The organism is Micromonospora kangleipakensis, assembly GCF_004217615.1.
Taxonomy (GTDB): domain Bacteria; phylum Actinomycetota; class Actinomycetes; order Mycobacteriales; family Micromonosporaceae; genus Micromonospora; species Micromonospora kangleipakensis.
On record NZ_SHLD01000001.1, the window covers coordinates 1,382,594 to 1,399,796 of the forward strand.

Annotated in this window: 16 protein-coding genes and 1 pseudogene; 7 read left to right on the plus strand and 10 right to left on the minus strand. The window is 74.6% G+C overall.

The window, feature by feature from the left end; genetic code table 11:
- Positions 1-43: 43 nt before the first annotated feature.
- The 3 genes and pseudogenes from EV384_RS06725 to EV384_RS06735 form a co-directional block, all read left to right on the plus strand.
- Positions 44-1,252 carry a cytochrome P450 gene (locus EV384_RS06725; RefSeq protein ID WP_130331121.1) on the plus strand — a complete coding sequence of 403 codons (1,209 nt, stop codon included), beginning with the start codon at positions 44-46 and terminating at the stop codon, positions 1,250-1,252.
- A gap of 40 nt (positions 1,253-1,292) precedes the next feature.
- A complete protein-coding gene (locus EV384_RS06730; protein WP_130331123.1) occupies positions 1,293-1,535 on the plus strand; it encodes a ferredoxin in 243 nt (80 codons plus the stop codon).
- Positions 1,536-1,547: 12 nt separating this feature from the next.
- Positions 1,548-1,661: pseudogene (locus EV384_RS06735) on the plus strand (Lrp/AsnC family transcriptional regulator); the annotation flags it as partial.
- A gap of 62 nt (positions 1,662-1,723) precedes the next feature.
- Here the strand turns inward: EV384_RS06735 and EV384_RS06740 are convergent.
- The 9 genes from EV384_RS06740 to eccB form a co-directional block, all read right to left on the minus strand.
- Complete coding sequence (locus EV384_RS06740; protein WP_130331125.1) at positions 1,724-2,383, minus strand: HAD family hydrolase; 660 nt, start codon at positions 2,381-2,383, stop codon at positions 1,724-1,726.
- Between the two features lie 108 nt (positions 2,384-2,491).
- On the minus strand, positions 2,492-3,136 hold the full coding sequence (locus EV384_RS06745; RefSeq protein ID WP_130331127.1) for a C39 family peptidase: 645 nt from the start codon (positions 3,134-3,136) through the stop codon (positions 2,492-2,494).
- A gap of 405 nt (positions 3,137-3,541) precedes the next feature.
- Positions 3,542-3,973: a pyridoxamine 5'-phosphate oxidase family protein gene (locus EV384_RS06750; protein ID WP_130331129.1), complete on the minus strand. Its 432-nt coding sequence runs from the start codon at positions 3,971-3,973 to the stop codon at positions 3,542-3,544.
- Between the two features lie 214 nt (positions 3,974-4,187).
- Positions 4,188-4,541, minus strand: a complete 354-nt coding sequence (locus EV384_RS06755; protein WP_130331131.1) for a YkvA family protein — start codon at positions 4,539-4,541, stop codon at positions 4,188-4,190.
- A gap of 58 nt (positions 4,542-4,599) precedes the next feature.
- Positions 4,600-5,427, minus strand: a complete 828-nt coding sequence (locus EV384_RS06760) for a hypothetical protein (protein WP_130331133.1) — start codon at positions 5,425-5,427, stop codon at positions 4,600-4,602.
- Between the two features lie 186 nt (positions 5,428-5,613).
- A complete protein-coding gene (locus tag EV384_RS06765) occupies positions 5,614-6,066 on the minus strand; it encodes a hypothetical protein (protein WP_130331135.1) in 453 nt (150 codons plus the stop codon).
- A gap of 119 nt (positions 6,067-6,185) precedes the next feature.
- Positions 6,186-7,475: a WXG100 family type VII secretion target gene (locus EV384_RS36680; protein ID WP_130331137.1), complete on the minus strand. Its 1,290-nt coding sequence runs from the start codon at positions 7,473-7,475 to the stop codon at positions 6,186-6,188.
- Positions 7,468-7,839: a hypothetical protein gene (locus EV384_RS06775; RefSeq protein WP_130331139.1), complete on the minus strand. Its 372-nt coding sequence runs from the start codon at positions 7,837-7,839 to the stop codon at positions 7,468-7,470. The genes EV384_RS36680 and EV384_RS06775 overlap by 8 nt, the downstream gene beginning before the upstream one ends.
- A 119-nt stretch (positions 7,840-7,958) precedes the next feature.
- Positions 7,959-9,440 (minus strand): type VII secretion protein EccB, encoded by a 1,482-nt coding sequence (eccB, locus tag EV384_RS06780; protein WP_130331141.1) that lies wholly within the window; start codon positions 9,438-9,440, stop codon positions 7,959-7,961.
- A gap of 163 nt (positions 9,441-9,603) precedes the next feature.
- Between eccB and EV384_RS06785 the strand changes: the two genes are divergently transcribed.
- Positions 9,604-10,776 carry a type VII secretion protein EccE gene (locus EV384_RS06785; RefSeq protein ID WP_130331142.1) on the plus strand — a complete coding sequence of 391 codons (1,173 nt, stop codon included), beginning with the start codon at positions 9,604-9,606 and terminating at the stop codon, positions 10,774-10,776.
- Here EV384_RS06785 and eccD read toward each other — a convergent pair.
- Positions 10,760-12,157, minus strand: a complete 1,398-nt coding sequence (eccD, locus tag EV384_RS06790; RefSeq protein WP_130331144.1) for a type VII secretion integral membrane protein EccD — start codon at positions 12,155-12,157, stop codon at positions 10,760-10,762. The genes EV384_RS06785 and eccD overlap by 17 nt on opposite strands.
- Positions 12,158-12,329: 172 nt before the next feature.
- Here eccD and eccCa point away from each other — a divergent pair, with 172 nt between their 5' ends.
- The 3 genes from eccCa to EV384_RS06805 all read left to right on the plus strand — a co-directional run bounded on the left by eccCa (position 12,330) and on the right by EV384_RS06805 (position 17,126).
- A complete protein-coding gene (gene eccCa / locus EV384_RS06795; RefSeq protein ID WP_130331146.1) occupies positions 12,330-16,292 on the plus strand; it encodes a type VII secretion protein EccCa in 3,963 nt (1,320 codons plus the stop codon).
- Between the two features lie 218 nt (positions 16,293-16,510).
- Positions 16,511-16,819 carry a WXG100 family type VII secretion target gene (locus tag EV384_RS06800; RefSeq protein ID WP_109801118.1) on the plus strand — a complete coding sequence of 103 codons (309 nt, stop codon included), beginning with the start codon at positions 16,511-16,513 and terminating at the stop codon, positions 16,817-16,819.
- A 28-nt stretch (positions 16,820-16,847) separates the two neighbouring features.
- Positions 16,848-17,126 (plus strand): WXG100 family type VII secretion target, encoded by a 279-nt coding sequence (locus tag EV384_RS06805; RefSeq protein WP_130331147.1) that lies wholly within the window; start codon positions 16,848-16,850, stop codon positions 17,124-17,126.
- Positions 17,127-17,203 lie beyond the last annotated feature (77 nt).

Consider the following 17,203-nt stretch of genomic DNA (forward strand, 5'->3'; position numbering starts at 1 on the left):
CCCGCACCGCGCGGCGGTGCCGTGGACGAGAGCGAGCCAGCCGGTGACCGAGACCTCCCGGGCGACCATCCCGCAGCGCTACCCGTTCAGCGCCCCCGAACGACTCGACCTGGACCCGCGCTACGCGCGCCTGCGCCGCGAGCAGCCGCTCACCCGGGTCCAGCTCCCGTACGGCGAGCCGGCGTGGCTGGCCACCCGGCACACGGACGTCCGTACCGTCCTCGGCGATCCCCGGTTCAGCCGCGCCGCCTCGGTCGGCCGGGACGAGCCGCGCAACACCCCCCGGCAGCAGGAGACCGGCATCCTGGCGATGGACCCGCCGGACCACACCCGGCTGCGCCGGCTGGTGGCCCGGGCGTTCACCGCCCGCCGGGTGGAGGAGCTGCGCCCCCGCACCCGGTCCGTCGCCGACGAGCTGGTCGACGGGATGCTCGCCGCCGGGCCGCCGGCCGACCTGGTCGCGCACCTGGCCACTCCGCTGCCGATCCGGGTCATCTGCGACCTGCTCGGCGTGCCGGCCTCCGATCAGGACCGGTTCCACACCTGGTCGGAGGCGATCGTCTCGACCACCTCGCTGGAACCGGGGCTGGCCCAGCACTACCTCGACAACCTGCTCGCCTACATGGCGGCGCTGGTCGCGCGGCGGCGGGTGGAACCGGCCGACGACCTGCTCAGCGCGATGGTCCGGGCCCGCGACGAGAACGCCGACCGGCTCACCGAGGAGGAGATGGTCATCCTCGCCGCCGGGCTGCTCGCCGCCGGGCACGAGACCACCGTGACCCAGATCCCGAACATGCTGTACGTCCTGCTGACCACCCCCGGCGCGTGGGACACGCTGCGCGACCGGCCGGAGCTGGTGCCGACCGCCGTCGAGGAGCTGATGCGGTTCATCCCGCTCGGCGCGACCGCCGCCTTCCCCCGGTACGCCCTGGAGGACGTCGAACTCGGTGGGGTGCTGGTCCGCGCCGGCGAGCCCGTGGTGGTCTCCATCCCGTCGGCGAACCGGGACGAGGCCGTCTTCCCCGACGCCGACCGGCTCGACCTGACCCGGCAGGTCAACCCGCACCTCGGCTTCGGCCACGGCGTGCACCACTGCATCGGCGCGCAACTGGCAAGGATGGAGCTCCAGGTGGTCCTGGAGACGCTGCTCGCCCGGACGCCGGGGCTCCGGCTGGCCGTACCGGACTCGGAGCTGACCTGGAAGAGCGGCCTGCTGGTCCGGGGCCTGGTCGCGATGACGGTGGCCTGGTGAGCGCGCGGAACGGGCCGGCCGCGAGCGGAGGGAGGGCCCGATGAGCGGTGCGGACGGCGGGGCGGAGTGGCGGCTGCACGTCGACCCGACGCGTTGCATCGGCTCGGGCATCTGCGCCGGCACGGCACCCGGCCACTTCGTGCTGGTGGACGGGCTGTCCCGGCCGCTGGCCGAGCGGATCGCGCCGGCCGACGCGGTGCTGGACGCGGCCGAGTCCTGCCCGATGGAGGCGATCGTGGTGTCCGACGTGGAGAGCTTCCGCCGGATCGCGCCGGAGGGGTGAGGGTCACCAGCCCAGGCCAGCCTGCGCCGACTGTTCCAGGTGGACGGCGTCACCGGTACGCGAACCATCGTGGTGCTGGAGACCTTCTTCGACCGGCCGCTGGACCCGTACCCGCCTAGCCCCTGAGACGGCGGCGCTCCCGCCCGACTGGCGGGGCGGGAGGCGCGGCGCTTGCGGCGGAGGAAGCCTCAGTCGCGCAGCAGGGCGGGCAGGTCGGCCAGGGAGGTGAGTGCGGGGCCGTCCCAGGCCGGGTCGGTGTCGTTGTGCTCGGTGGTCCGCAGCACGGTCATGCCGACCGCCGCCGCTCCGGCCAGCTCACCGTCGGCGCCGTCGCCGACGTAGACACAGTCGGCGGGTGCGACGCCCAGCCGGTCGGCGGCGGCGAGGTAGCTCGCCGGGTCCGGCTTGGCCACGCCGACCTCGCAGGAGAAGACCACCGCGTCCAGTCGCCGGGCCAGTGCGCTCCCCGGCCACGCCTCGGCGGTCTCCGAGGTGGCGTTGCTGACCAGGGCGAGCGGGTGGCCGGCGGCCCGCAGCGCGTCGAGCGCGGCCAGCGTGGCCGGTGACACCGAGGCCAGCACCCGCCGGGCCAGCGCGCGCCGGTGCGCGGCAGCCCGGGCCACCGCCTCGTCCGAGGGTGTGCCGCCGAGCCGCCCGGCCAGGATCCGGACGGTCTCCGCCACGTCCCAGCGGACCAGCCGATCGCGCCAGGAAGCGTGGTACGCGGCGACCAGCGCCGGCGGGTCGACGCCGACCATCACGGCCATCTCGCCGACCACCCGGTCGCGTTCGTCGTCCGCGCCGTGGATCAGGGTGTGGAAGAGGTCGAAGACCACCGGCCGCGGCACGTCCACATGCTACCCAGCCCCTCACGCAGTCATGACGTCGGTCACCCACGACGAAGGGCCGGTCTCCCGCTCGGGGAGACCGGCCCTTTCGTCGATCGTGCTCGTGGATCAGGAGCTGTAACCGCGGCCCGCGATCCAGTTGGCCAGCTCGGTCACGTCCATCCAGTACTCCGGCTCGGCCGGGTTGGCCGGGTCGGCGATCAGCACGGTGTTGCCGTCGTCCTTGTACTCCACCGCGGTCAGGTAGTGGCCGGGGTAGTTGTGCTCCACCCCGTCGACGTCGAGCGCGCCGCCGAGGATGTTGGCCACCACCGGGCGACCCTGGTCGACCGCGGCCTTCACGTCGGCCCGCAGGCGCTCGACCTGCTCCTTGGTGGCCACGTCGTCACGGATCTCGGTGGTCTTGTACTTGCCGCCGGAGTACTCGTTGAGCACCCGGGTGATGTCGAAGGCCGAGTCGGTGCCGTTCTCGGTCGTGCCGAGCTTCTGCGCCAGCTCGTCCTGGCTGACCGACTTGCCCTCGGCCGACAGCGCGATCCGGGTCGACGCCGGGCCGCAGTAGTAGAAGTTCGGCTGCGCCTGGTACTCGTAGCCGGCGCGGCGCTCGCTCTTGCCGTTGCTCTTGTCAACGGTCACCGAGCTGGCCGGCTTGGCCGACGCCGGGGCGGCCTGCCCGGCCATGGCGGGGCTGGCGACCACGCCACCGCACATGATCAGACCGGCGAAGGAGAGCATGCTGTTACGGAAATTCATTGTCGAAGCTCCATTCGGGTATTGGCGCCTCCGGGGAACGGAGACGCAGCACCGGGAGTGGCCCTCGGCTTGTCCAGGGGATCGGCGGGCCGGGGCGCGGAGCCCGCTCGCCCACCGGCGGTGCAACGAGCGGCTGTCCCAGGGCATTCCGCCTGCTCGGCCGTCCTGCTCGGTCGTACGCAGATGTAACGACCCGGGACCGACCGCGATTCCGGGCGGGTGCGCCACCGGTCACTCCCAGCGCCGATTGGGCAGCGCCCTATCGACCTGATGACGACAACGGATCAGACCTCGCAGCGGACCCAGGTGGCATTGAAACGGACGGCCCGGACAGACAGGCCACCCCGGTCCGCCTGTGTCGTCAGGCCCGTAGCGACCGCGACGTGACCGGATCCCCGGCGCGGGTCAGCCAGCGGCGACGTGCGTGGCGGGCAGGCTGCCCAGCAGGCGGGTGACCGCTATCTCGATGACCACCCGGGCCGGATTCGGACGGGGCTGCCGGTACCGCTCGGCGTACCGGCGCTCGGCCTCGGCCACGGACTCCGCGTCGCGGCGGAGCACCGCCCGACCCTCCACGGTCAGCCACCACCGTCCGTCGACCTGGCAGACCGCCACCGGGGTGCCGTCCGGCCCGGCCGTCGCCACGTGCCGGGCCTTGGCCGAGCCCCCGGAGGTGATCACGCGGGCCAGCCCGGCGTCCGCGTCGAAGGTGACCCCGACCGGTACGACGTGCGGGGTGCCGTCCGCGCGCAGCGTGGTCAGCGTGGCGAGGTGCCGCTCCCGGAAGAACGCGGCGACCCGTTCGTCCCGCGGGTCCAACCGGTGGTCGCCCGGCATCCCTGCCCCCTGTCTCCCGTCCCGACCCCGATCATGACACGCGGGCGGAGCGCGCTCTGATCGCGAACCCCACAGGGGGCCACGCGGTTCTGTACGTCCGAACGTCCACGGTCGGCTCCGACCACCCGGTCACAGCCGACGCCCGTGTCGTGGGTCACCCGTGCCCCTGCTTTCGTTGGGAGCAGGGGACGCCCCCGGTCAGGCGTGGCCGGGATCAGGGCCGGGGCCGAGAACGGCCCCGGGGGTCCGGCGATCGTCCGGACAGCTCGGCCGGGCCCGGCAGCGGCATCCGGGACGCCGCTCGGTGCTTGTGGGCCAGCCGGGTGAGATAGATCAGGGCACCGGCCAGCACACCCATGTCGTCCAGGTAGATCGGGTCGGGGAGCACGTCCACCGGAAAGATCGTGTAGATCAGCGCGCCGTAGAAGGCGACCTTGCCGCCCACCCCGAGCGCGCCGAGCAGCCGGCGGGCGCGCACCAACCGGACGGCGAGCAGCACGGCCCCGACCAGCATCGCCAGCGCGACGACGGCGGCGAGCACGACCACGATCCAGGTCTCGCGGGACACCCGGTCACGCTAACCCAGTCCGACCACCCCCGCGAGCGGCCCGGCCAGGCCCCCGGCCTCAGTACGCCGGCACGGCCGCCCGACCCCGGGCCACGGCCGCGGTCTCCCGGGTCGTCTCCGTCGCCGCCCGGGTCGCCGGCGCGGTCTCCCGGGTGCCGGTCGCACCGGCCACGTCCACGGTGGAGAGCAGCGACTGCGCCGCGGGTGCCCGGCCGGTCGCCGTGTACGCCTCGTCGCGGAGGCTGCGGGCGGAGGCCGCGGCCAGCTCGGCGGCCTGCCAGGCGGCCTGCTCCCGCTCCCGGGCGGCCTGCTGCCGGGTGAGCAGGTTCTCCCGGACCAGCCGGCGCAGCAGCAGCTCCTGCTCCACCGGGTGCCGGCTCGGGTCCCAGCCGCGGTGGCCCAGGATGTCGCTGAGCTGCTGCACCGTGATCTCCTGCCGCCACTGCGCGTCGAGCGCCGCCCGGTGCAGCCAGCGCTCCCGGTCGGCGTACTCGGCGGGCGTCCTGGGGGTACGCGGCAGCGGCAGCGCGGCGGCGGCCGCCAGCCGTCGGACGTCCTCCTCCGCCGCCTCGTACGCCCGCCAGGCCTCCTCGGCCTCCTCCTGGGCGGCCAGCCACTCGGCGCGGCGCCGCCCGGCGGTGGTCGCCGCGCGTTCCGCGGCTACCGCAATCTCCTGCGCGTAGCGGGCCTGTTCCCGGGACTCCTCGGCCAGCTCGAAGCTGCTCGGCATCGCGGCCTCGCTGATCCGGTCGCCGAGCACCGACCGGAACCGACCCGGGTGCACGAACAGCGCGGCGACGGCGATCGCCGCCACGGCGAGCAGGGTCAGCCAGATCCCGGCGGCCTGGGGGACGTCGGGCAGGACGGTGGAGAAGACGGTCTGCATCACCAGCACCTCGTGGTGGATCGTTAGGAACGGACGGTCGTGGCCCGGCCGGCGGGCGGAGGTCGCCGCGGGGAGCGACGGCGGCGCGGAACGGTCCGCGTGGCCGTACCCGATCGGGACGGCGGGCAATCAGCAGGGCCGGCGGCGGGAGGGTTCGTCGGACCTCGGGGCGAGGGCCGGGCCGGATCAGTCGCGCGGCGGACCGCGCCGGCCGACGGCGTCCCGGCCCGGGTCGGCGCGGGCCGGGCCGGCCGCGGAGGCGGGCGAGGGTGCGGGAGCGCACCGGGCCGGCCGCGCGGAAACGGCCCCGGCCGGGCGTTCGCTCGGCGTGCCGGTGACCCGCTCGACGGCGGAGGCCCCGCTCGGGGCGGCGACCCATTCGACGGTGGACCCGGCGCTCCGGCCGGCGGTCGCCGAGCCGGCGGCCGCGGAGTCGGTGATCGGAGCTGGGGGGACCTGGAACGCGGCGATCCGGCCGGGCTCTGCGGTGGGCCGGACAGCCTCGGCGGAGGCAGGGGCGGCGGCCGGGCCGCCGAGCCCGACGACGAGCACCAGGGCCGTCACCGCCGGGCGGGTCAGTCCCCGGAGGGTGCGCAGCGTCGCGGCCCAGAGGGGCGGGGCGAACGCTACGAGCAGCACCACCTCAACCTATCGGTCAGGTCCGCCTCATGCAGCTCGACGATCTTCCGGGTCGACGTGACCCGCCCCACCATGCGCTGTGGACGGAGGAGGGATGCCGCGCCGCGGCAAGTGTCGGATCAGTTGGTGCCGAGCACCGGGGGCGGGGCCGCCCCACCGTCGCCCCAGACCATCTCGTCCTCGGTCAGCCAGGTCAGCCGCTCGTCCGACTCGTCCGTGTCGGGCTCGCCGCGCCCGCCGAGCACGCCGTTGCGGCCCGCGGCCAGGGCGGACCGCCCGGTGGCGCCGCGGCCCGCGCCGCCGCGGCCCTCCCCGTCGACCGCGCCCGCCCGGCCCGACGCCAGTCGACCGGTGCCGGCCGCCGACCGGCTCTCCGCCGTGGCGCCACCCGCCCGGGCGGAGGTCGACGTGCCCTGCCCCGACCCGGCCAGCGAACCGGTGCCGACCACGCCCCCGGCCGGCGTGCCGGCGGGGAACCCGAAGAGCAGACCGGCCCCGCCGGTCGAGGTCGTCGCGGTCGCGCCGGCCGTCCCGCCCCCGGCGAGGCCGCCGGCCAGCAGGCCGCCGCCGAGCAGCGGAGCGGCGCCGGCGAGCGAGGTGCCGGCGTCCGGGTCCACCACCCCGGGGGTCCCGCCAGGGTGGCCCGTCGCGCCGGCGCCCACCGTGGGACCGTCGTGCCCCGTCGTGCCCTGGCCCGCGGAGCCGCTGGACGGTGCCGTGTGGTGCACGCCGGAGGTGGTCGCGGTGGCGCCGGTGGTACGGGTGAACGAGCCGGAGTGCGGCGCGGCCGACGGGGTGCCCACGGACGGGCCACCGCTCGTCGTCGCGCCCGTCCGGTCGGTGTGGCCCGGCAGGTCCGGATCCGGCGTCGGGGCGGTGACGACCCGCCCGTACGCGGAGAAGTCGTACCCCTCGGCCAGCGCGGCCACCACCTGCACCATCCGCTGGTGCGCCTTCTCCTGCTCGGCCTTGTCCTGCTCGTGGCCGATGAACCCGCCGACGAGTGCGCCGGGGACACCGCCGAGGAGGAAGCCCTTGCCGGCGCCGGAGAGCGCCTTGTCGTTGTCGTCGGTCGCTTCCGGGCTCTCCGCCTTCGCCTGGGCGGTCCGCAGCTCCTCGGCCATCATGGTGAGCGCCCGACGGACGTCGGTCATCCCCTGGGCGAGGTCGCCCGAGTAGCCGACCACCAGGTCCAGCCGGCGCTGGAACTCCCGGGAGGCGTCGCCCGTCCAGGACCGGGCCAGCGCGTCCAGGTCACCGGTGAGGTCCCGGCCGAGGCCCTCCAGGGTGTCCTTCAGTGAACTCCACTGCGCGCTCAGGCCGTCCACCTGGCGGGGGTCGCCGGACTTGACGCCGTCGTACAGCTCCTGGTGGCTGACGTGCTGGTAGCGCTGGGTGTACTCAGACACGGGGGTCCCCCTCCGCCGGCTTCAGCGCCTCGTCGACGCCCGCGAGGGCGGCGAGGATGTCGGCCGCGGTCGCCGCGTTGCGCGCCTCGGCGGTCCGGTAGTTCGCCATGATCGTGCTGGTCGCCGACCGAGCCGCGATGATCGCCTTGCGCAGCCGCTCGACCTGCGCCACGTAGCTGGCGTGGGTGTCGTTGTACCGGCGGGCGTTCTCGGTGGCGTGGGCGAACGCGCCGAGCGCCGGCGGCCGGCACTGCAGCTCGGTGTTGAGCTTCCGCAGCACCGACTCGACCTCGGTCAGCCGGCCCGCCAACCGCTGGTGGAAATCCTCCAAGGACAGTACGTCGACTGTTGTGCGCCCGGTCATGGCTGCATCCCCGTCGTCATCGTCGATAACCGTTGCCCACGCCCAGGTTAGTCGACCGGGGCCAACGGGGGCGACCCGTCGACCATGGCAGGTCGACTCCACATCGGACGGGCGGTTGCTCAGCCGCCCTGGGCCGGCGTCGCATCCGGGCTCTCCGCCGCCGGCCCCACCGTGGCGGGCGTCGAGCCGTCGGCCGCCGGCTCGTAGTAGGCCAGCGCGTCCGACCGCTCCAACGCCGGACCGGTCGGGATGAGCGCCAGCAGCGACGCGGGCACCGCCAGCGGGGTCACGCCGCCGTACCCGAGCGCGGTCAGCGCGTCCCCGGAGCGGGTGCCCAGCGGGTAGCGGACGCCCTGGCTGTTGACCAGGTAGACGGTCGAGCCGGCCGCGGCGGCGCCACCCTCGCCCGACCCGGCCCCGGCCTGGACCAGGGCACCCTTCCCGCCGGGCAGCAGCACGCTCTCCGCGGTGCGAACCGCGTCCCGGGCGCCCTGGCGTACGGCGACCCCGGCGTCCCCGGTCAACTCGGCCGGCGCGCGGTCGAAGACCTCCAGCGTCGTGGTCGGCGGCCCACCGGCGGCGCCGGCCCGGTAGCTGGCGCAGACCACGGTCTGGCCCGCGCGGACCTCGTGCAGGGCGGGCAGCCGCTGCGGCGTGCCCTCGGCCTCCAGCCGCTGGTCGGTGAGGAGCTGACCGGCCTGGTCCGGGGTGATGTCGGTGATCTGACCGCCGTCGCCGAGCAGCAGCAGCGCGGTGACCTCGCCGATCGAGGCGAGCCCCTGCCGGGTGAGCACGTAGTGCCGGCCGGCGGCCCGGAACACCTGGCCGATCTTCGCCGGACGGTCCGCCACCGCGAGGCCGCTGGGGCGTCCGTCGCCGTCGATGGTCGGCCTGCGCAGCGGCGGCCCGGCCGGCACCGCGTTGAGCAGCTGCTGCCCGACGGTCAGGGTGGCCGCGCCGGCCATCTTGAGCGCGACCAGCGCCTGCTCGTCGCCGGTGATGCGCAGCTGCGAGCCAGCGGTGAGCAGGTACCGGGCGTCGTCGGTCCGGACCAGCACGGCCTGGTCGGTGAGCGGGGTGCCACCCGGCAGCGGGTGGTCGATCACCACCCGGGTGCGGGAGCGCCGCGGGTCCGCCGGGTCGGGCACGTCGCAGACCGACCAGGGGAGACCCACCAGCGACCTGCGGTCCGGCAGGTCGTCCGGGGCGCCGACGATGCCGACGGTGCGGCCCCGCGGCCGGTCCTTGATGGACGCCTGCGACATGGTCCGCGCCGGCGGGTCCGCCTCGTTGAGGATGAGCCGGGCGGAGGCGTAGTTGAGCGTCGGGTGCAGCAGCCCGTCGGCAAAGACGTAGGTGGCGCCGGTCTCCCGCTCGATCACCAGGGTGTTCGCCTCCAGCGGCGCGGCGTTGCCGGTGAGCTGGCCGTACGCGCCGGCGCCGCCGAGCACGATGGCCGCCACCAGCACGCTGCCGAAGACCGCCATGCCGAGCCGCCGCATCGGCAGGTCGTTGGTCTCCGGGTCGCCGGAGAGCAGCGCGGAGACGATGCGGCGGGTGACGAAGCGGTAGGCCTGCACCTGGTCGCGGCGGGTCCGCATGACTAACCTCCGGCGGGGGTGGGTCCGCGACGATCAGGTCCGAACTCCGCCGCGGGCTTCCCTACGATAAGGGGCCGTCGGCGGTTCACCGGGACCACCGCCCGTCCTCCGGCGGCACACCGCCCCGGCGGATGCCCAGGATGTCCAGAAGGGACGCTCACCGATGACGCAGGTCCAGGCGCCACCCGGTCGTACGGCCGCCGTCCCCGTCGTGCCGGCGGACCGACCGGTCACCCCGGTCGACCGGCGGCGGCGCGGCCGGCTCGGGCCGGTGGTCGTCGGTCAGCTGGTGGTGCTGGAGTGCGCCGCGCTCGCCGTCTGGCTCGCCACGGGCGGCCCCGGCTGGCTGCTCGGTCTCGTCGGCGGGCTCGCCGTGCTGGCCGTCGGCGCGGCCTTCGCCCGGCGCGGCGGCCGCTGGTGGTACGAGGACCTGACGCTCCGCCGCCGGCTGCGGCGTCGCCGGGAGCGGTCGCGGGCGGCGGTGTCCGCCGGCGATCCCCGGCTGACCGCGATCGCCCCGGAGCTGACCGTCGTCGAGCTGACCGAGCGGAACACCCGGCTCGGCATCGGCCAGGACGACCGGGGCTGGTTCGCCGCGGTCGCGCTGACCGGGCGGGCCGGCGCGCCGGCCGGTTCCGTCGAGGCGGCGGTGGTGGACCGGGCGCTCGCGGTGCTCGCCGACTTCACCGGGCCGGTCACCCAGACCCAGGTCGTCTCGCACACCCTGGTCTGGTACCCGGCGCCGGGCGCGCCGCCGGCCGCGCACCGGACCGTCTGGGTGGCGCTGCGGCTCTCGGTCTCCGACGCCCGCGCCGAGACGGTCAGCCGGGGCGGGGGGATGCGCGGCGTGCACCGTACGGTCGCGGCCGGGGTCGGCCGGCTCGGCAAGGCGCTGAACGCCGCCGGCCTCAGCCACCGGGTCCTCGGCCGGGACGAGCTGTACGCGGCGGTGGTCTCCGCGGCCGGGCTGGACCTGGCGCCGGAGTCCCCCGCGGAGAGCTGGACCAGCCTGCGCGGTGGCGGCTGGACCCAGCGCTGCCTGGCCCTGCGCCCACGGCCGAACGGCTCGCTCGGCGTGCTGGTCGACGCGGTGACCGCGACCTCCGCGCCGTCGCACACGGTGGCCGCGGTGGTGCTGCCCGGCGGGCGCCGGGTGCCCCCGCTGCTGCGGGTGGCGGCGATGGACGGCCACGCGGCGGCGCTGGTGAAGGCCGTCCGGGACGTGGCGAAGCGCTGCGGCGTGCCTGCCCGCCCGCTGGACGGCGAGCACGGTCCCGGCGTCTACGCCACCGCGCCGGTCGGCACCGCGATGGGCACGGTCACGGCCGAAGGTTGACGATCCAGCCGTAGAGGCCGCACACCCAGGCCGCCAGCGGCACCAGGGCGATGATCAGCAGCACCTCGACGATGTCGAGGGTGCGTCCCCACACCGGCGAGATCCGCTTGCCGGCCACGGTCAACCCGTAGATCAGGCTGATCACCGCGGCCAGCAGCAGTCCACCCAGGATCAGGCCCAGCCGGACCGGCAGCGATCCGGCGCCGAAGGTGGCCGCGGCGGCCAGCCCGAGGCCGGCGGTGCCCGCGAAGAGCACCGGCGTGCGCTGGGCCCGGCCGATGAACGGCCGCGCCCGCAGCAGCGACAGCAGCGCCAGCACGAGGCAGAGCAGCATCGCCGGCAGCCGGCCGTTGTCGGCGAGGACGACCTGCCCGCCGAGGACGAGCAGCGCGACGGTCCACAGCAGCCCGGTGAGGAACTGGTCGGCGCGCTCGCTGTCGCGCAGCACCTGCCGGCCGTCGACGCTCTCCGCGTCGGTCTTCAGGTCCTCCGGGCCGGTGGGGATCGACGGCACCGGCAGCCGGGCCAGCCGGTAGGCGATCATCGGCAGGGCCGGCAGGACGGCGAACGCGACGGTGGCGACCACCGCGGCGGCGGCCGCCGCGCCGATGTCGAGGACCAGGCAGAGCACGGCGCCCAGACCGACGGCCGCGCCGACCGCGGTCGCGCCGAAGAAGAGCGGCAGCCGGTCGCCGACGGCCAGCGCCGCGATCGCCCCGAAGAGCACCACCGCGGTCGCGGCCAGCAGCAGGTGCGGGCCGGCCAGGTCCGCCAGCTTCCGGTCGCCGGCCAGGACCAGCAGCCCGCCGACCGCCGCGTAGCCGAGGGCGCCCACGGCCAGCACCGCGCCGGTCCGGCTGTCACCGCCCGCCCGGGACACCACCGCGGCGCTCACCAACAGGGCGACCGCGACCACCAGCGCGGCCAGCGCGCCGGGCAGCTGGGGTGGGCCGGCGAAGAGCGCGGCCAGCGCGCCGGCCGACAGGGCCGCCCCGGCGAAGAGCACCGCGAAGGACCGGGTGGTGCCGACCTGCCAGGTGCCGGGCCGCTGGTTGGTGGCGGTGGCCACCGCGTCCACCACGTCGTCGAAGACGATCTCCGGGGCGGCGGAGGCACGCGGACTGAAGTAGAGCACCTCGCCGTCGCGGACGCCGAGCTGCGCGGCGGTACGACCACCGTCCAGCGGCTGCCCGCCGAGCCGGGACAGGCTCCACCCGCCGTGCCGGACCCCCTCGTCGGCGAGGTCCTCGCCGGCGTACCGGAGCAGGGTGGGCAGCAGGTCGGCCAGGGGCACGTCGGACGGCAGGGCGAGATCCATCCTGGTCCGCGGCGCCACGATGGTGATCCGGCTCAGCCCGCCGGTCGCCGTCTTCGTCGCCACTGTGGCCTCCTCGTGCTCGCCTACGATCCACCTCGGCCGTTGGCGTCGCCCCCCTAGTGGGTCCACGACGCCCACGGGAGATTACCTACGATGGCGGGCGCATAGGATGCCCACCCGACGACTCCGGTCGGTCGCGGACCGCATCGGGGCGGCTCTTGGGGAGGAGAAAGCCGTGAGCACCGTGGTGTTCCGCCGGCTTCCGCGTCAACCGGGGCCCGCGCTGCCGCGCGGCGAGGTGCTGCTGGAGTCCCCGCCCGAGCTGCCCGAGCCGCAGCCACGCGGGATGGGCCAGCTGCTGATGATCCTGCCGATGATCTGCGGCGTCGGCGCGATGGCCTTCCTCTACGCCGGGCGCGGCGGCGGCATGATGACGTACGTCGCGGGCGGCCTCTTCGGGGTGTCCATGTTGGGCATGGCCGTCGGCACGATGTCCAACGGCGGCAACGACAAGGCCGAGCTGAACGCCGAGCGGCGGGACTACATGCGCTACCTGGCCCAGATGCGCAAGCGCACCCGGCGGGCCGCCGAGCAGCAGCGCGCGGCGATGTCCTGGCGGCACCCCGAGCCGGACGCGCTCTGGTCGATCGCCTCGTCCCGTCGGCTCTGGGAGCGGCGGATCACCGAGGACGACTTCGGCGAGGCCCGGATCGCGCTCGGCCCGCAGCGGCTGGCGGTGGAGATCGTGCCGCCGGAGACGAAGCCGGTGGAGGACCTGGAGCCGATGAGCGCGATCGCGCTGCGGCGCTTCGTCCGCGCCCACTCCACGGTGCCGGACCTGCCCACCGCGCTGTCGCTGCGCGCGTTCAGCCGGATCGTGCTGCGAGGCGACCGGGAGCCGGTGCTCGACCTGGCCCGGGCCGCGCTGGGCCAGCTGGTCACCTTCCACGCCCCGGACGACCTGATCGTCGCCGTGGTGGCCGCGCCCGATCGGCAGCCGGTGTGGGACTGGGTGAAGTGGCTGCCGCACGCCCAGCACCACGGGCGTACCGACGCGGCGGGCGCCCGCCGGCTGGTCTTCGCCAGCCTCGCCGAGGCCGAGTCGGCTCTCGCCGACGAGCTGGCCGGCCGGCCCCGGTTCGCCCCGGAGGCGAAGCCGCTCACCACCGCCCCGCACGTCGTGGTGGTGGTCGACGGTGGTGAGATCTCGCCGACCTGCCACCTGATGGGGCCGGGCCTGCTGGCCGCCACCGTCATCGACTTCTCCGGGACGGTGCCGCGAGACGCGGGCCGCTGGCTGCTCTGCCTCGACGCCGGCGACGGCAGCGGGCTGGACCTGGTCCGCGGCTCCTCGACGTCCCGGCTGGGCCGGCCGGACCGGTTGAGCGAGGCGGCGGCCGAGGGGCTGGCCCGGCTGATCGCCCCCTACCGGCTCTCCCAGCAGCAGGCCAGCTCCGAGGAGCCGCTGGCCCGCAGCACGGAGCTGCCGGACCTGCTCGGCGTCGGCGACGCCGCCGCAGTGGACGTGCGGCAGAGCTGGCGGCCGCGCAGCCACCGGGACCGGCTGCGGATCCCGCTCGGCGTCGGGCCGGACGGCAACGTGGTGGAGCTGGATTTCAAGGAGTCCGCGCACGAGGGCATGGGCCCGCACGGCCTGGTCATCGGCGCGACCGGTTCCGGCAAGAGCGAGCTGCTGCGCACGGTGGTCGCCGCGCTGGCGGTGACGCACTCGTCGGAGGAGCTCAACTTCGTCCTGGTCGACTTCAAGGGCGGCGCCACCTTCGCCTCGCTGGACGCGTTGCCGCACACCAGCGCGGTGATCACCAACCTCTCCGACGAGCTGCCGCTGGTCGACCGGATGCGGGACGCCCTGGCGGGTGAGATGAACCGCCGGCAGGAGGTGCTGCGGGCCGCCGGCAACTACGTCTCCCGGTACGACTACGAGCAGGCCCGGGCCGCCGGCGAGCAGCTGGAGCCGATGCCCAGCCTGCTCATCATCTGCGACGAGTTCAGCGAGCTGCTCGCCGCGAAGCCCGACTTCATCGACCTCTTCGTGATGATCGGCCGGCTCGGCCGGTCGCTCGGCGTGCACCTGCTGCTGGCCAGCCAGCGGTTGGAGGAGGGGAAGCTACGGGGGCTCGACACCCACCTGTCGTACCGGATCGGTCTGCGCACCTTCTCCGCCGTGGAGAGCCGGATCGTGCTGGGTGTGCCCGACGCGTACGAGCTGCCCAGCGCCCCGGGCCACGGCTACCTGAAGACCGACACCAGCACCATGCTGCGGTTCCGGGCGGCGTACGTCTCCGGGCCGTACCGGGCGCCGGGGCAGGTGCAGCGGTCGACCCGGGCGCAGGTGCAGCGCCGCATCGTGCCGTACGGGGTGGACTTCGTGCCGGTGCCGGTCGCGCAGACCGCGGTGGAGGCGGCGCCGGAGCCGGAGCAGCCGGCGGACGGCAAGGCGGTCGCCATGCTGGACGTGCTGATCGACCGACTCAAGGGTCAGGGCCGGCCGGCGCACCAGGTCTGGCTGCCGCCGCTGGCCGAGCCGCCGGGCCTGGGCGAGCTGCTGCCGCCGCTGAGCGTGCACCCGACCTTCGGGCTGTGCACCGCGAACTGGCCCGGCCGGGGTCGGCTCACGGTGCCGGTGGGTGTGGTGGACCGCCCGTACGAGCAGCGCCGCGACCCGATGCTGGTCGAGCTGGCCGGCGCGGGCGGCAACGTCGTCGTCGTGGGCGCCTCGCTGAGCGGCAAGAGCACCATGCTGCGGTCGATGATCGCGTCGCTGGCGCTCACCCACACCCCGCGCGAGGTGCAGTTCTTCTGCCTCGACTTCGGCGGTGGGGCGCTGCGCAGCCTGGAGGGGCTGCCGCACGTGTCCGGGGTGGCCGGCCGGCGGGACACCGAGGCGGTCCGCCGGACGGTGGCCGAGGTGGTCGCCGTGCTCGACGACCGGGAGACCCGGTTCGCCCAGCACGGCATCGACTCGGTGGCCAGCTACCGGCGGCGACGGGCGGCGGGCGAGTTCTCCGACGACCCGTTCGGTGACGTGTTCCTGGTGGTCGACGGCTGGAACACGCTGCGCCAGGAGTACGAGGAGCTGGAGCAGACCATCACCAACCTGGCCAACCGGGGGCTGGGTTTCGGCGTGCACGTGGTCATCACGGCCGTGCGCTGGGCGGAGATCCGGATCAACATGCGGGACCTGCTCGGCACGAAGCTGGAGCTGCGGCTCGGCGACGCGGCCGAGTCGGAGATCGACCGGCGCGCGGCGCAGAACGTCCCGATCGGCTCGCCCGGTCGCGGCCTGACCCGCGACAAGCTGCATTTCCTGACCGCCGTCTCGCGGATCGACGGCAAGCGGGACGTCGACGACCTGACCGAGGCGTCGGTCGCCCTGGCCGGGCACGTGGCGGCGAACTGGCCGGGCCGCCCGGCCCCGAAGGTGCGGCTGCTGCCGCGCAAACTGCCGGTCGCCGAGCTGGCCAAGGTTGTCGACCGGTCGGCGCCGGGCCTGCCGATCGGGGTCAACGAGGCCGCGCTCGCCCCGGTCCACCTGGACCTGGCGAACGAGCCGCACCTGACCGTCTTCGGTGACGCCGAGTGCGGCAAGACCAACGTACTGCGGCTGATCGCCCGGGGCATCGTCGAGCGGTACACCCCGGCCCAGGCCCGGCTGGTGATCGCCGACTACCGGCGCGGCCTGCTCGGCGCGGTGGAGGGCGACCACCTGCTCGACTACGCGCCGTCCAACCAGGTGTTCAGCCAGGGGCTCGGGTCGATCCGCAGCGCGCTGCAGAACCGGCTGCCGGGACCGGACGTGACCACCGCGCAGCTGCGCGACCGGAGCTGGTGGCAGGGGCCGGACCTCTACATCCTGGTCGACGACTACGACCTGGTCGCCTCCGGCGGCAGCAACCCGCTCAGCGCGCTGCACGAGCTGCTGCCGCAGGCCCGGGACATCGGCCTGCACCTGATCGTTACGCGCCGGGTCGGCGGCGTGGCCCGGGCGCTCTACGAGCCGGTGCTGCAGCGCCTGCGGGAGCTGGACTCGCCGGGCCTGCTGATGTCGGGCAACCGGGAGGAGGGCGCCGTCTTCGGCACCCTGCGACCGAGCCCGCAGCCGCCGGGCCGGGGCACCCTGGTGCGCCGGCGCGACGGTCAGCAGCTCATCCAGACCGCCTGGGTCGAGCCGTCCTGATCCGGGCTCATCGATCTCCCTTGTGGACGGCTGGGAGCCGGCCGGTGTCGGGAACTCCACTGCGGACTCGCGCCATTTGCCGCTTTGGTGGGCTGCGACCGCTTGCCGCCGTGGGTTACCGTCTCAGCGAGGATGTCCGTCGGTGGGGTTGGTTTGCCTTGCCGCGGGGTGGGGCGCGGCAGATCCGCCGCCACGAAGATGACGGAAGGGTGTGAAGCATGGCGTTCGAGGTCGAAGCTGCGACTCTCCATACCGCCGCGAGTGACGTGCGGTCCACGCGCAGCGAGGTCGACGGCGAGCTGAAGAAGCTCTGGAACGTGGTCGACGACCTGGCCATCGCCTGGAAGGGTCAGGCGTCCACGGGCTTCCAGCAGCTCATGAATCGCTGGAACGAGGACACCGTCAAGCTGCTGACGGCGATGGACAGCATCGCCGACCTGCTCGACAAGTCGGGTACGACGCACCAGGTCAACGACGAAGAGCAGCAGCAGATGCTGGACAAGTTCCACTCTGCTCTCAACCCGTGATCCGCGCAGGCGAGCAGAGGAGGAACTCATGAGCATCAAGGTTGACTACGCAGTCCTCGAGAGCAGCAACCAGCAGATGCAGGCCATCTCGCGGACCATCGACGAGAAGCTCGACACGCTGCGCTCGATGCTGTCCAAGCTGGAGTGGGATGGTCAGGACCGCGCCGCGTACGAGCAGCACCAGGCCCAGTGGGACGCCGCCGTGCGGGACATCAACAAGGTCCTGAACGACATCGGCGCGGCCGTGGGCATCGCGCGCGAGAACTACGTCTCCACCGAGATGAGCAACGCCAAGGTCTGGCAGTGAGATAATCGGCCGCTGCGGCTCCGGTCCGGCTCGACCGGACCGGAGCCGTTGTGCGTCACGTGTCGACCGAGGTCCTG

Bases quoted from the DNA above. Each gene is read 5' to 3' on its own strand.
- EV384_RS06730 (WP_130331123.1), top strand. From the start codon at position 1,293: ATGAGCGGTGCGGACGGCGGGGCGGAGTGGCGGCTGCACGTCGACCCG.
- EV384_RS06745 (WP_130331127.1), bottom strand. From the start codon at position 3,136: ATGAATTTCCGTAACAGCATGCTCTCCTTCGCCGGTCTGATCATGTGC.
- EV384_RS06750 (WP_130331129.1), bottom strand. From the start codon at position 3,973: ATGCCGGGCGACCACCGGTTGGACCCGCGGGACGAACGGGTCGCCGCG.
- EV384_RS06760 (WP_130331133.1), bottom strand. From the start codon at position 5,427: ATGCAGACCGTCTTCTCCACCGTCCTGCCCGACGTCCCCCAGGCCGCC.
- EV384_RS06775 (WP_130331139.1), bottom strand. From the start codon at position 7,839: ATGACCGGGCGCACAACAGTCGACGTACTGTCCTTGGAGGATTTCCAC.
- eccB (WP_130331141.1), bottom strand. From the start codon at position 9,440: ATGCGGACCCGCCGCGACCAGGTGCAGGCCTACCGCTTCGTCACCCGC.
- EV384_RS06785 (WP_130331142.1), top strand. From the start codon at position 9,604: ATGACGCAGGTCCAGGCGCCACCCGGTCGTACGGCCGCCGTCCCCGTC.
- EV384_RS06800 (WP_109801118.1), top strand. From the start codon at position 16,511: ATGGCGTTCGAGGTCGAAGCTGCGACTCTCCATACCGCCGCGAGTGAC.
- EV384_RS06805 (WP_130331147.1), top strand. From the start codon at position 16,848: ATGAGCATCAAGGTTGACTACGCAGTCCTCGAGAGCAGCAACCAGCAG.